The organism is Cylindrospermum sp. FACHB-282, from assembly GCF_014697195.1.
Taxonomy (GTDB): Bacteria; Cyanobacteriota; Cyanobacteriia; order Cyanobacteriales; family Nostocaceae; genus Cylindrospermum.
Genome location: NZ_JACJRJ010000006.1, coordinates 64641 through 77825 on the forward strand (window position 1 = coordinate 64641; position 13185 = coordinate 77825).

The window sequence follows — 13185 nt, forward strand, 5'->3', positions numbered from 1 at the left end:
ATGACTAACAACATCCATCCCATATCTATAGGCATAGCTTGGTGTTTAGCTTGGGGTAACGAACGCAAACCTAAATTTGATTTGGATGTATTGAAACTAATGCATCAAGCATTGAAGACTGGGGTACAAGTTCCGCAGGAAGTGCAGGAGTTAGTTGATGCAGTCAAAGAATTAGATAAATTAGATAAAGAGGAAAATTATCCTAAAACCGTAAATGAATTAGAACAATTAACTAAACAACATCCAATTCTTTGGGAATCTAAAATTGGCTTAATTTACGGTGGTGCAACCAAAATTAAGCAATATGTTTTTGAAGAATCTAAACTTCCAGATATTCGCGGTGCATCTGGACTTTTAGACCAAATTAATACAGTTGATTTACCTGCATTTTTTAACAAATCTCCCGAATCGAACCTTTACAGATTTTATTATCCAGAAGTTAGAGATTGGGTAGAATCTAACTTTCCTGATGTACCTTTACTAGAAGCATTAATTCCAGAATTAATTATTTATTCCTGCGGTGGTAATATTCTAGCTTTTTGTCCCGCTGCTTTTGTTGATGACTTAGCTAATGCAATTGAAAAGCGTTACACATACAAAACATTAACAGCCAACTCAGGTGCAGTAGGAGATACTTTTAGATTACTAGAAATCCGCTTTGGATTGTTGCGAGATAATATAAAAGATACTTTTTGGTTAGAACAATATCAAGAAAAGTATGAAGATAAATTAGTAGAATCATATTTTGGCAAACTAGATCAAGATTCCAATATTGAAGAAAGCTTTAAAAATCGCAAAAGTTTTAACGAATTAACAACAAAACTAGTAATTCTTTTTAATCAACGTCGCAGCGGCAACGAAACCGAAAATCGTCCCAATCGGCGCTATCCACCGATGTTAGAAACACACCCTTATCTTCGACGCGACGAAACAGAAAAACGTTCTGCAATTACTCAAGCTGATAAACTTCCTGGAAAACCATATTTTTCTGAACCTTCTGCTATCAAGCGCAAATTTGGTGATAGAGCAAAAACTGGAGAATACAAAGAAACTGTTTGGGATAAAAGTAAACCTCCAATATATGAAGGTTGGGTACAACGATTTGAGAAATTCTTAGATCAGAATCCCATACAAAAGAAGAAATATTTAAAAGAGATTAACTTAGAAAATGTTGAACTTCCTGAATCTCTAACACAGCTTGGTAATGTAAGTAATGGTTATATTGCTTATATTTATGCTGATGGTAATAATATGGGCGGAGCAATTCAAAAAATCCGCACTCCTAAACAATATCAAGAATTTAGCGAAGATGTTGATAATGCAACCAGATATGCTGTTTTTCAGGCATTATCTGAAAATCTACAACCGCGTAAATTACAGGGTATTGATGAAGCTAAATCAAGATTAAAAAATGGTGATTTAATTCATCCATTTGAAATTATCACCATTGGCGGTGATGACATTTTCTTGATAGTACCAGCAGATAAAGCCTTACAAATTGCTAAAATGATTGGCGAGCAATTTGAAAACATACTTTTGTGTGAAGCTACAATATCGAATGTAGAAATAAAAGGCGAATATAAAGTACAAGAAAAACTAACCGATCCTAACAAATTTCATCGTTTTTCCGAAAAAATATCAGAACATTATCAATGTAAATTGAGTATGTCAAGTGGTGTATTAATTACTAGCTATAGTACGCCAATTTATTACGCAGAAGATTTAACAAAACAGTTAATGAAATCCGCAAAAGGATATGCTAAAATCTTGATAAGCAATGACAAGCAAGAAAATAAAAAAATTACTTATTATGGTGGTACAGTTGATTTCTTCACCCTGAAATCAGTAACAATGATTTCGTCCAATATTGAAGGATTTCGCAAACAAGCTTTAACTATTAATAACATAGGAGCCAAGCTTCAGCTATATGCTGCACCCTATACATTGCCTGAATTAGATAGATTACTTAAAGCCATTGAGGCATTACAAAAAGCTGAGTTTCCTAAATCGCAACTTTATCAAGTTCGTAGCTATTTAAAACTAGGTAGACGAACTGCGAGTTTAAATTATTACTATTTTCGTCACAGACTTAAAAAAGGACAAGACGCACTTAAAGCAGACTTTGAAGATAAGTGGTGTACAGCTAAAACAAATAAAGGTAATATCGCACCTTGGATGTACAACTTCAAAGAAGATGAAGATGATGAGACAAAATATGAAACCATCTGGCGGGAAATGGTAGATTTATTTGATTTAATTACATTCTCAAAAAGCGAATCTCCCCAACCATCACACAAGGAGACTACGCGATGATATATCTTAATCAAGCATCGAACACTTACACAGTTAAACCCTACACAATTACTGCCATAATTGACTCAGCATTATGTGTAGGTGCAGGAGGTTCTTCTGGTTCCTTAGCAGATAAACCAATTGTCCGCAACTCAGAAGGTAATTTACTAATTCCTGGTTCACAAATTAAAGGAAGAGTGCGCCATGAATGTGAAAAAATCCTGCGAGGTTTAGGATGGGAAATTTCCGAATCTCCCAATGCAGGAAAAATGGTTATCCGTACAAATAATGCACCTGCTAAATTTGCACGAGATGAATACAAAATACCTGGATATGAAAATACATATCACTGTTTAATTAGTCAAATTTTCGGCGACCCCGTTTTACCTTCACGGGCAATTTTTGACGATTTAGTTTGTACAGAAGAACCAGAAAATTTAGCTGAAGTATTGCGTCCAGGGGTAACAATTAATCGCCGTCGTCGCATTGCAGAAGAGAAAAAACTTTACTTTCTCGAAACTTCACCTGTAAACGCAAAACTTCAGTTTAAAGGAGAAATCCACATTCAACCAAGTCTTACACCCGAAAGACCAGATTATGCAAAAGTATTAATCTTAGCAGGCTTGCGACAAATTTATGCATTAGGTGGAAGTAAGTCGGCTGGTTTAGGTTGGTTGCATTGGGAACTAGACGAATTAGAAAACGAATTAGAAAATATTAATGTTGCTGAAGTTTGGCAGTTTTTAGCAAAAGGAGAGATAAAGTGAAGCGTATTGAATTAGAAATTAAAGCATTATCTCCCTTAGCAATTTCTCGACAAAAACCAGGCGGTTCCGTAAGTGAATGTGAAGATTATATTCCCGGTACCGTCATTCGTGGTGCGGTTGCAAGTGAAATTTTAAAACAATTTGGTCAACAATTTGCAAATCTTAGCGAAAATGGCGGTCATTTTCAGGCATTATTTTTAGGTGATGAACCTGCAATTTTTCAAAATGCTTATCCTGCAAATGTAAAAGCTGGACACGGTAGAATATTTCCTCAAAATCGGATAAAAGAAATAAAGTTATTACCTACTACTGCTTTAAGTTCCAAAACTAAATCAGGATTTTGCAGAAAAAAAGATGGGGAGCCTACAACTAAAGACAAAGGTGCTTTCGATAGTTTAATCGACAGATTTTGTGCTGAACATTATGGTTTACCTTATGATCCTAATTGTCCAGAAGATGGAGGAAGAGTTGAACCATATAGCGGCTTTTATAGTAAAGTAGATGGGATGTATTATAGTGCTTCAGCTAGTAAACGCCTCTTAACAAGAGTCGGTATTAATCGCAGAAGAGCAACATCTGAAGAAGAAATATTGTATAGTATTGAAGTTCTCAATGAAACTGAAGCTAAAACTAATAAACCTCAATTTTTTAAGTCATCTATTTTAGTTCCAGATGATTTAGACAATCTACCGGAAAAATTGCATCACTTTATCAATAATAATTCTAAAATTTTTCGCTTTGGTGGCTCAACCTCACGAGGATTAGGGAAGGTAAAAATTGATGCTAAATTAGGAGAAATTCAAAAAAATATCCAAGACAAAATAGAAGTATTTAATGATAAGTTGTGGGAACGTTGGCGAAAATGGTCAGTTTTTGGTAATTCAATAGAGGAATTACCCAAGCGTACCTACTTTGCTTTAGACTTACAATCAGATGCAATTTTTACTGAAAAATGGCAACGCACTACTGTGATTTCTGCACAGATGTTAAAGCAATTCACAAATGCAAATATTGAAGATGAATCTTTAAAACTTGAAGTTGCTTATAGTAGTTACGATTATCGTTCAGGCTGGAATGCAGCTTGGGGATTAATGAAAGATGTAGAACTAATAACTAATAAAGGTGCGGTTTATTTATTTAGCACTACACAGCCGGATATTTGGTATACCGCTTTAGCTGATTTAGAGTTAAAAGGAGTTGGAGAACGCACTTGTGAAGGTTTTGGTCAAGTAGAAGTTTGTAATGATTTTCATCTTGTATTTAGAGAGGAGGCTGCATGAGTTTACCTACAGAACAAAAAATAGAGTTACAGGTGCAAAAGGGAATTCGTCAATCTGAAGATGATTTAGTAATTTGGATTCAGGATGCTTTGGATGAAACCAAGTATGAAGATTTACAAGAATCTCAATTTCGCAATTTAGTGCGTGTTGCAGATACTACTGAAAGTGTTGAAGTAATTAAAAATTTTATTCGCTATCAAGTTGGTCGGGAGAAAAAATGGGGTAGAGGTGAAGGTTCTTTAGCTGAAAGAATTATCAAGGATATTGATAATAACATCAAGAAAGCTGCTCAAATAATTGGTGAGTGCTGTGAAACTGATTTTAAACCGATTTGGCTAGAACTGATTCGCCGTTATTTAGGTTATGGCGCACGCTATTTGAAATATAAGCGTGATGGAAATGCAGTATAAATAAAAAAATGTTAAATTAAGGTTGAAAAAAATGAGAAATACACTTATTTGCACCGTTGGAACAAGCTTATTGAATAATCTTAAATATGCAGAAGAATCAATTAAGCAAGTATTTGATGATAGAAATTGGAATCAGTTAGCTTTATTATTGCTTCAGAGAAAAAATTCAGATCGTATATGTGGCGCAGAAATAAACTCAATTACAAGTATCTGTGAAAAAAAGCTACTAGCTGCACGTATACGGTTAATATTCCTAGTTTCTGACACGGACGATGGGAAAAATACTGGAAATATACTGAAACTGTATTATGACAATAAGAAAAATAATTCCCTGTTTTTTGAGAAAGTAGAAGTCCGTGTACTTGAAGGATTACGTGATGATGATGTCAAGGCTTTTAAACAGCAAGGGTTAAAAAATTTAGTTAAAGAAATTAGCACAGAAGTGAGAAAATTTACTCCAGAAGCAATTGCGATTAATGCAACTGGTGGTTATAAAGCACAGATATCATTTGCAGGGATGATTGGACAAGCATTAGAAATGCCTGTTTACTATTTGTTTGAGAAATTTTCAGAAGTAATTGAGTTACCACCACAACCTGTCGCTTTAGATTTAGCATTTTGGCTTAATAATTATCTTTTGTTTGCACAGCTTGAAGATGAACCAACTATAGAAGAATTACAACTTGAAGCTAATTTAGAAAGTGAATATTTGTATTCACTCATTGATAAAGAAACATTAGGAGAAACAAACGTAGTTAGTCTTTCAGCAATGGGTGTCTTATTTAATGAACGTTGTCGATTACAATTTGCTAAACAAGAAACAACAATTCTTTCTTTAGTGCCTAAAGATGAGACTGAACCAAGTCGTAAAGCTATTAATTTACGAGATGATCATGGAAAGGATATTCTTCAAGAATTTTCTGAGAGAATTTGTTACTCTCCCTATGTTAAAAAAATAATCAATTCTCTCCCTTTTAATCCCAAACGTACTAATCCAATTAGACGAACTACTGATAAGGGAATAGTAGAGTTTGTTTTGACTTGGACAAGTGCAGGACTAGGAATATGTATTGAAACAACAGGAAGAAATTTAGCTGAAACAAATACCATAGCCTTACACTTACAAAAAGAATTTGCGGAGAATAATTAACGTAATTTTGACACACTCAAAAACCACCACCTAAAAACTATGGCCTCTACTCCCCTTTCCACCTTAATCTCCTTAGCCGACTTCCTCCAACTACCAGAAACAAAACCAGCTAGTGAATATATTGATGGTAACATCTACCAAAAAATAATGCCTAAAGGTAAACACAGTGCAGTACAAACATTTTTAGCACCTGCTATTAATCAGATAACCATACCTAAAAAAATAGCCCGTGCATTTACAGAATTGCGCTGCACCTTTGGAGGTCGTTCCATTGTTCCAGATATCAGTGTTTTTAATTGGGAATTAATTCCTCTTGATGATAATGGTGAAATTCAGAATGAGTTTACAATTCCTCCAAATTGGACAATTGAAATTTTATCACCGGAACAAAGTTCAACCCGTGTAATTAACAATATTTTGTTTTGCTTAAAGCATGGCACAGAATTAGGCTGGCTTATTGATCCTCAAGAACGCTTAATTATGACTTTTTTACCTAATCAACTACCAGAAGTTCAGCAAAATCAAGATATTTTACCTGTGTTAAATGCTTTAACGGAATGGAAAATATCTGTTGAGGATATATTTAGTTGTCTGCGTCTAAATTAGTTAATATTTATTGGTAAATTTATATGTTCGACACATTCAAAAACCGCCTAGAAATCTCAGGAACACTAACAACAATTACAGCATTACGCATTAGTGCTGGACGTTCTACTGAACCGATAGGAACAGATTTACCCGTCATCAAAGACGTATTAGGGCAACCATTAATACCGGGTTCTAGCTTTAAAGGTGCATTAAGATCCCGTCTTGAAAGCTTCCTGCGTGGTATTGTTGGTAATAATCGTAAATTAGTTGCTAACCCTGCAATTGAGGAAGAATGGTCACTTACATCTAATGAGCTTAAAAAAATCAAAGGACTTAATTTAGAACAATTAATCATTCTGTATCTACTTCGGATAGTAGAAGATTTCAAATATTTATCTTTGGAAGATTTGATTGAACATATTCAAGATAAGAACTTACTACCTGAAAATGCATTAAAGACGCAGATTATAAAAATCAAAGGATTTAATTTAGATCAATTAATAAGTTTGCATAAAATTTTGGAATCAGAAAGTATCATAGAATCGACTTTTGAAGAAATAATTCAACGTATACAAGACGGATATTTACTACCAAAAAATGAACTAAATGAATTGAATAAAAAATATAACAATGATTATATTCTTACAGCAGTAGTTCAGTACAATACAGATATAGTTTCTTCTTTATTTGGTTCACCCTGGATAGCAAGTAAATTTCAAGTACGCGACTTAACCATAGTAGATGATACATGGTTTGGACAGTATCAAGAACGTGATGGTGTTTCAATTGACCGCGATACTGAAACCGCAGCAGACGGGAAACTCTATGATTTCCAAGTAGTACCTGCTGGTACACAGTTTGAATTTCGCGCAGTGGTGGAAAACGCCACAGAATGGGAGTTAGGACTTTTGATTATTGGGTTACACCAGTTTGAGACAGAACAAATTCCCCTTGGTGGTGGACGTTCTCGCGGTTTGGGAGTTGTTAAACTAGATATAGATAAAATGTGGTGGCTTGATGTTAGCAACAACCCAGAAAAACTATTAACTTATTTGCAAGAATTAGTTGAGAGCAAAATAGGTGATAAACTACCCAGCTATCAAGATGGTAAAGAATCTAAACAAAAATGGACTCAATCTCTCATTACATATTTAACAGAAAATATACCCAAAAATTTTACCACCACAACCCAAACACAATCTTGAGGAGATAAAACATGGCTTTTAGTAATTACAAAACTATTGGTGAAGTCCTCAAAGCATTTCAAGTTACCTACACTGAAGCCAATTTTATTAGCGAAATAGCCTTTACCGTTTCCGAATACTTCCGCGAAGACTTAGAACTGATGATGCGGGATGCTGTTGTTGATAATTCGGAATTTGCTATTTGCGAAAATTTCATTTATCCCGTTCTTAAAGAAGTTTGGAAAACCTACCGCCAACATTTTGTTTTATGGAGTCATGAATCATTAAATTATGATGAAAAATTATCGGGTTTTCCTGAATATATTTTAGCTAAACGTTCACCATTAGGTAAAGTTGTTTTTGACAAACCATACTTTATCTTAGTTGAAGCAAAACAAGATAACTTTGAAGCAGGTTGGGCGCAATGTTTAGCAGAAATGATTGCTGCTCAAAGATTAAATGGAGAATATCAAATAATTATTTTTGGTATTGTTTCTAATGGGGTAACATGGCAATTTGGTAAATTAGAAGGTGACAAATTTACCAGAAATATCACTCCTTGTACAATTTATGAACTAGATAAATTATTTGCTGTTGTTAATTTCGTGTTTCAACAATCTGAAATACAGCTAAATAATTTAGTTGCAGCTTAAACAGATTTTTTCAAAAAACAAATATAGCCATGCATAAACGACTCGTTAACCATTGCACTATTGATTTAAGTATCATCCCAGATGGGCCAATTTTGATTAAATCGGGACGTGAAGGTGCAGACCCGACAAATCCTGATATGGAATTTGTGAGAACTTTTCATAGGGATGGATGGTCAATTTATTTACCCGGAAGCAGCCTCAAAGGTGCAATTCGTGCCCATGCTGAACGTATTGTGAGAACAGTAGGAAGTGAACAACGCCCAGCAGAAAATAATCAAAAACTTTGGGCTAGTAATCTTTTAGACGAAAAGAACCAAGATAATAACCCGAACTTTTATTTAGAAAGGTGGAAAAATATCGAAAAAAAGAAGAAGCTAGAAGATAGACATCCTAATCCGGGTGCAGAATTATATAGACAATCGTGTTTTGTTTCTCAAATGTTTGGTAATACTTCAATTGCTAGCCGCATTCGCATTGAAGATGCACATCCATTTGACCTGACAAAACTAAAATTAGAAGAACGTAATGGTGTTGCTATCGACCGGGTATTTGGTTCGGTTGCGGTTGGCCCTTTCAATTATCAAGTTTGCACGGCGGGAGAGTTCCGCACTAAAATACACCTGAAAAATTTCACTTTGGCGCAACTTGGTTTAATTGGTTTGGTACTGCGTGATTTAAATGATGGTTGGTTTGGGTTGGGTTTTGCCAAATCACGGGGTTTAGGTACGGTTCGGGTTCAATACAATAGTGCGGTTGTGCAATATCCAGGATGTCAATTTGACTCTAAAACAAGAAAAATTCTTCAACTAGGACATTCAAAACAATGGGATTCAAATTCTTTACTTGGTGCAGGGGAATTTTTAACGAAACAAGAAGCAGATAAATATGGCTTTCCTAAATCAGATAACCGAGATTCTGAAGGTTTTGCAGAGTCGATGGAATTAGGAATTGGCGTAAAACTTACATGGAAAAATAACACTAATTCTGGTGTAAAAGATTTATTTAAACGTGCTGTTGAGGTTTGGAGAGAGGTTTTAACCGCATGACACAAGAACTTACACTAGGGTATATATATCATAAGCAATTGGCGTCACCTGATGAACTTGGTAAGTTTATTACTCAACTCTCTAACTCCCAAAGTTATTATTTTTTGCGTTACTCTCATGCTGTGAGTGGAATTTGTAGAGATTTGCCTTCTGAGAGAGGCGAAATTGAAGGGCAGGTGTTTAATTCTATCTGTGAAATGCGGTGGAAAAAATATAAGTCAAGATATGATATTTTGATTCTCACTAAACAGGAATTTAACTTAGAAGGATTTGAAAAAATCACTGGTAATTGGGAAATTTGTGATAGAAATGCCTATTGGCACGACTTTAAAGAAACAAAGTTTCCCAAAGGTTTCAGTTTCAAAGGACAAAATAATGAATTTATCAAGCCTGATGATATACGAATAAAGCAACGATATTTTAAAGATTCGGAAACAGCAACTATTCATTTTATCGCTTTAACGGTTAAAGAAAATGACCAACATACCGAAACCTAAACCACGGAAACCAATTTCTTCTCAGCCTGCTTCTCATGATGATTCTGCGGTGACTAGTACACAAAAACCATATAAGTTTGTGTCTTTTCCACAAGAAAGACCACGTTTAGAAAATCCGGCTGGACATGATAGATTTCATCATAATCGCTTGCATGGAACTTTATTTTTAACCCTAAAAGCTAAAACTTCGCTTCATGTTTCTACTGGTGTAGTTGTTCCTGGTAATGATATTGCATCTCACGTATCTTTAATTAAAACAATGGTGCAGGGTGTTGATAAACATCTTGTAATTCAAGGGAGTTCTCTTAAAGGTTGCATTCGTTCGGTGTATGAAGCGATTACAAATAGCACTCTTGCAGTAGTCACTTCAAGATATCGTGAGACAATACCCAGCGAAAGATTACCTTGTCGAAATAAAGAGCAATTATGCCCTGCTAGTCAAGTATTTGGTGCTTTAGATTGGCAGGGATTAATTGATTTTAATGATGCTAAATGCGAAAGTATGGGTTTTAATACGGGATTTATGCCATCTTTATATCGTCCGCGTCCTGAACCTGGAAGCGGATATTTTGACACTAGGGGAAAAGTTGCAGGACGTAAGTTTTATTATCATACAGTTCGTGCTATTGAGAAAGGGCAAAATCAAGGTATTGCTGTTCAACAAGCTTCTAGAGAATACGGTTTTACTACTCAGTTACAGTTTAAAAACTTGAAACCTGAAGAATTAGGGACGCTGTTTGTCGTACTAGGACAAGATTCTAATTACCCGATTGCTTTAAAAGTTGGTGGTGGTAAACCGATTGGTATGGGAACAATTACTTTAGAAGTGACGCAAGCTAAGGTATTACAAAATCTTGAGGATTTGCGATCGCACTACTCCACCTACACCCCCCATAATAACGCTCTCACAGGGGAGGCGCTGCAAAAATTTATTGAAACCCATATTAAAACTGCACATTCCCGACTGATTCAACTTCCCCAACTCCAACAACTCGCTGAAGTTCTCCGTTACCCAACTGACCGTGAACCCCCGGAAGGAATGTATTAATGTTGACTACAGAATCTTTAACAGCAGCGGAATCCCAACTCGCGCACAACTTAGCTATCACCTTGGTTAAAGAAGAAACTGATGTTAACGAATTGGGAAAAGTAATTGCATATCTGCGTAGTATAGCGACTTCACCCGACGCAGGACGGCGATTTTTTAGTTATCTCAAAACCCTTGTCACTAACGGTAGACAAATTGGACACAGTGGAAGAACCGCAGGCTACTATCGCAGTATAGAACGTGCGTGTAATCAATATCTGCAAAACGAACAAGCAAACGCCCAGACCATGTTAAAAATCTTAGGCTGGGCTATGCGTTTAATGCGGTATTACAAAGTTACTCCCATTGAGGAGTTAGCTATTTCCCCCAGTCCGCAAGCTGAACAGGTTTCTGAACGTCAAGCGGAAATTGCGAAAGTTACTACTACTCTTAAATTCACAGTTGGTCAAATTCTGGACGCTACGGTTACTGCAAAAAAAGGGAATAAGGTGACTTATCAGATTTTGGGAACAATTAAACTGACTGAGAAAGAACCTAAAAAAGCAGATTCTCTAAAGGAGGAACAGGTAGTAAAGGTGGAGATTTTAGAGCTTAAAGAAGACGGGATTATCAAGAAAATTAGATTAATTGACTAAAAAACCTGTATTCCCTTATGGCAATATTCTGGGTAAAGGTTGTAACATAGAGTCTATACCTAAAATATCTTTTGATACATATTAAGGAGTAGCTTATGTAACAGGCAATACTTGGATTTACTAAAAAAACTCTTTTAGCCCTAGCTATAGAGACTGAAACAACTGTTCAATCAACAAACAGAAAGATGTTTTTAGAGGCATACAAGAATATGATGAAACAAGACTTAGAATCTTTGAAAACTAATACAATAGACAAATGCCCCTGTATCAATGATAGGGAAGTTCTTTGTATTAAATTAGTATCTAAGCTGGTAAAGGTAGTTGATTTAATAAAACCCCAACTTCAAGAAATAAAACCCCAGCTTCAAGAGATCGCAACTCTTATTAATCAAATAGAATACTGTTTGGGTGAACAGTCCGACGAATATTATGAAGACTGTAGTTGTGGTAATTACTCCGACTCATGATAAAGGATTAATATAATGGCTAATTAATAATAATTAGTCTAATTGGTGGCTTGACTTTACATAAAAGTCAAGCTATTATTTGGTGCTAGAGAGTTTAAGTTTTCCCCGCTAGGGGATTGAAACACTCCTCTAGTATGGTGATTGAACAGTTGTTTCAGTTTTCACCGCTTCCCCGCAAGGGGACTAAAACTCAGAAAATATTTTATTATTAGGTAACTGCTTGCTAACCAGCAGCTACCTTTGTTTTGTTATATTGAAGCGCTTGTTAGTTGATAAAAAGAAATAATAAAAGCTGATAAACTCTACGACCAATGGCTAAAATAACTTGAGGACGAAGGATTGATATGAAGACAAAGCCTTTTAGTGAATTGCGAAAATTGATGACACCAGAGCGAAGGGGAAAAAATAAGACTCGCGCTCAAATCGCCCTACTTTATCTTATCCTAATGGAACCACCAGCATCCTAGCAGTGACTATGCTATTAATACTATCAGAGGTAAAATTATGACCATTGAACAAACAGTTCTAGAAAATTTACGCGAACTACCACCAGATAAACAGCAAGAAGTTCTAGATTTCATTCAGTTTCTCAAGCAAAAGTCACTACCAAAAAAACCTCGTCGTAGCTTGTACGGCTTATGGAGTGATCTAGATATTGAAATTAGCGAAAAAGATATTACTGAAGCTCGTCAAGAAATGTGGGGAAATTTTCCTAAGGATATTCCTTTATGAGCGCAGTAGTGATAGATACTCATGTTATTATTTGGTATTTCTTGCAATCAAAAAAATTATCTGCTCCTGCATTAGCAGCAATTGATAACGCTGACTTGGTTTATGTCCCTGCTATTTCTGTTGTAGAAATTATTTATTTGCAAGAAAAGGGAAAAATACCAGAGGTAGCATTACATCGATTGAACCAAGTCTTAGCAGATATTAATACTGGATGGTTACTGATGCCACTAAATATAGAAATTGCTCAAGCAATTACGCAAATTCCACGTGATACTGTACCAGAAATGGCAGATCGCATCATCGCGGCTACCGCTTTTTATTTGAATCTGCCCTTGGTTACTTGTGATTCTAAAATCCGTTCTATGAATATGCAAATCATCTGGTGATTAAAGTCGAAGCCTAAAACTAGTAGCTGATTTCTCCCAATAGGAAATTG

Annotated in this window: 14 protein-coding genes; all 14 read left to right on the top strand. The window is 35.4% G+C overall.

The window, feature by feature from the left end; translation table 11 throughout:
• The 14 genes from cas10 to H6G32_RS04870 all read left to right on the top strand — a co-directional run bounded on the left by cas10 (position 1) and on the right by H6G32_RS04870 (position 13135).
• Positions 1-2313: a type III-B CRISPR-associated protein Cas10/Cmr2 gene (cas10, locus tag H6G32_RS04805; RefSeq protein WP_190455554.1), complete on the top strand. Its 2313-nt coding sequence runs from the start codon at positions 1-3 to the stop codon at positions 2311-2313.
• Positions 2310-3059: an RAMP superfamily CRISPR-associated protein gene (locus H6G32_RS04810; RefSeq protein ID WP_190455557.1), complete on the top strand. Its 750-nt coding sequence runs from the start codon at positions 2310-2312 to the stop codon at positions 3057-3059. Before cas10 ends, H6G32_RS04810 begins: the two co-directional genes overlap by 4 nt.
• Positions 3056-4339, top strand: a complete 1284-nt coding sequence (gene csx10 / locus H6G32_RS04815; RefSeq protein WP_190455559.1) for a type III-D CRISPR-associated RAMP protein Csx10 — start codon at positions 3056-3058, stop codon at positions 4337-4339. Before H6G32_RS04810 ends, csx10 begins: the two co-directional genes overlap by 4 nt.
• Positions 4336-4749, top strand: a complete 414-nt coding sequence (locus H6G32_RS04820) for a hypothetical protein (RefSeq protein WP_190455561.1) — start codon at positions 4336-4338, stop codon at positions 4747-4749. Before csx10 ends, H6G32_RS04820 begins: the two co-directional genes overlap by 4 nt.
• A 31-nt stretch (positions 4750-4780) precedes the next feature.
• Positions 4781-5899: a putative CRISPR-associated protein gene (locus H6G32_RS04825; protein ID WP_190455563.1), complete on the top strand. Its 1119-nt coding sequence runs from the start codon at positions 4781-4783 to the stop codon at positions 5897-5899.
• 39 nt (positions 5900-5938) lie between these two features.
• Positions 5939-6505 (top strand): Uma2 family endonuclease, encoded by a 567-nt coding sequence (locus tag H6G32_RS04830; RefSeq protein WP_190455566.1) that lies wholly within the window; start codon positions 5939-5941, stop codon positions 6503-6505.
• 23 nt (positions 6506-6528) lie between these two features.
• The gene (csx7, locus tag H6G32_RS04835) at positions 6529-7692 is read left to right on the top strand and encodes a type III CRISPR-associated RAMP protein Csx7 (RefSeq protein WP_190455569.1); all 1164 of its coding nucleotides are present in this window, start codon (positions 6529-6531) and stop codon (positions 7690-7692) included.
• 11 nt (positions 7693-7703) lie between these two features.
• Positions 7704-8324: a hypothetical protein gene (locus tag H6G32_RS04840; RefSeq protein ID WP_190455574.1), complete on the top strand. Its 621-nt coding sequence runs from the start codon at positions 7704-7706 to the stop codon at positions 8322-8324.
• Positions 8325-8353: 29 nt separating this feature from the next.
• Positions 8354-9370, top strand: coding sequence for an RAMP superfamily CRISPR-associated protein (locus H6G32_RS04845; protein WP_190455576.1), 1017 nt, complete (start codon positions 8354-8356; stop codon positions 9368-9370).
• Positions 9367-9867: a hypothetical protein gene (locus tag H6G32_RS04850; protein ID WP_190455579.1), complete on the top strand. Its 501-nt coding sequence runs from the start codon at positions 9367-9369 to the stop codon at positions 9865-9867. The genes H6G32_RS04845 and H6G32_RS04850 overlap by 4 nt, the downstream gene beginning before the upstream one ends.
• A complete protein-coding gene (locus H6G32_RS04855) occupies positions 9845-10915 on the top strand; it encodes an RAMP superfamily CRISPR-associated protein (protein WP_190455584.1) in 1071 nt (356 codons plus the stop codon). The genes H6G32_RS04850 and H6G32_RS04855 overlap by 23 nt, the downstream gene beginning before the upstream one ends.
• Positions 10915-11550, top strand: a complete 636-nt coding sequence (locus H6G32_RS04860; RefSeq protein WP_190455587.1) for a hypothetical protein — start codon at positions 10915-10917, stop codon at positions 11548-11550. The genes H6G32_RS04855 and H6G32_RS04860 overlap by 1 nt, the downstream gene beginning before the upstream one ends.
• 971 nt (positions 11551-12521) lie before the next feature.
• On the top strand, positions 12522-12749 hold the full coding sequence (locus H6G32_RS04865) for a DUF2281 domain-containing protein (RefSeq protein ID WP_190455590.1): 228 nt from the start codon (positions 12522-12524) through the stop codon (positions 12747-12749).
• Complete coding sequence (locus tag H6G32_RS04870; RefSeq protein WP_190455593.1) at positions 12746-13135, top strand: type II toxin-antitoxin system VapC family toxin; 390 nt, start codon at positions 12746-12748, stop codon at positions 13133-13135. Before H6G32_RS04865 ends, H6G32_RS04870 begins: the two co-directional genes overlap by 4 nt.
• Positions 13136-13185: the final 50 nt, after the last annotated feature.

What these genes read in the sequence shown, in the direction of transcription:
- csx7 (WP_190455569.1), top strand. Translation starts at nt 6,529, where the DNA reads ATGTTCGACACATTCAAAAACCGCCTAGAAATCTCAGGAACACTAACA.
- H6G32_RS04820 (WP_190455561.1), top strand. Translation starts at nt 4,336, where the DNA reads ATGAGTTTACCTACAGAACAAAAAATAGAGTTACAGGTGCAAAAGGGA.
- H6G32_RS04860 (WP_190455587.1), top strand. Translation starts at nt 10,915, where the DNA reads ATGTTGACTACAGAATCTTTAACAGCAGCGGAATCCCAACTCGCGCAC.
- H6G32_RS04865 (WP_190455590.1), top strand. Translation starts at nt 12,522, where the DNA reads ATGACCATTGAACAAACAGTTCTAGAAAATTTACGCGAACTACCACCA.
- cas10 (WP_190455554.1), top strand. Translation starts at nt 1, where the DNA reads ATGACTAACAACATCCATCCCATATCTATAGGCATAGCTTGGTGTTTA.
- H6G32_RS04850 (WP_190455579.1), top strand. Translation starts at nt 9,367, where the DNA reads ATGACACAAGAACTTACACTAGGGTATATATATCATAAGCAATTGGCG.
- H6G32_RS04810 (WP_190455557.1), top strand. Translation starts at nt 2,310, where the DNA reads ATGATATATCTTAATCAAGCATCGAACACTTACACAGTTAAACCCTAC.
- H6G32_RS04830 (WP_190455566.1), top strand. Translation starts at nt 5,939, where the DNA reads ATGGCCTCTACTCCCCTTTCCACCTTAATCTCCTTAGCCGACTTCCTC.
- H6G32_RS04855 (WP_190455584.1), top strand. Translation starts at nt 9,845, where the DNA reads ATGACCAACATACCGAAACCTAAACCACGGAAACCAATTTCTTCTCAG.
- H6G32_RS04870 (WP_190455593.1), top strand. Translation starts at nt 12,746, where the DNA reads ATGAGCGCAGTAGTGATAGATACTCATGTTATTATTTGGTATTTCTTG.
- H6G32_RS04840 (WP_190455574.1), top strand. Translation starts at nt 7,704, where the DNA reads ATGGCTTTTAGTAATTACAAAACTATTGGTGAAGTCCTCAAAGCATTT.
- H6G32_RS04825 (WP_190455563.1), top strand. Translation starts at nt 4,781, where the DNA reads ATGAGAAATACACTTATTTGCACCGTTGGAACAAGCTTATTGAATAAT.
- H6G32_RS04845 (WP_190455576.1), top strand. Translation starts at nt 8,354, where the DNA reads ATGCATAAACGACTCGTTAACCATTGCACTATTGATTTAAGTATCATC.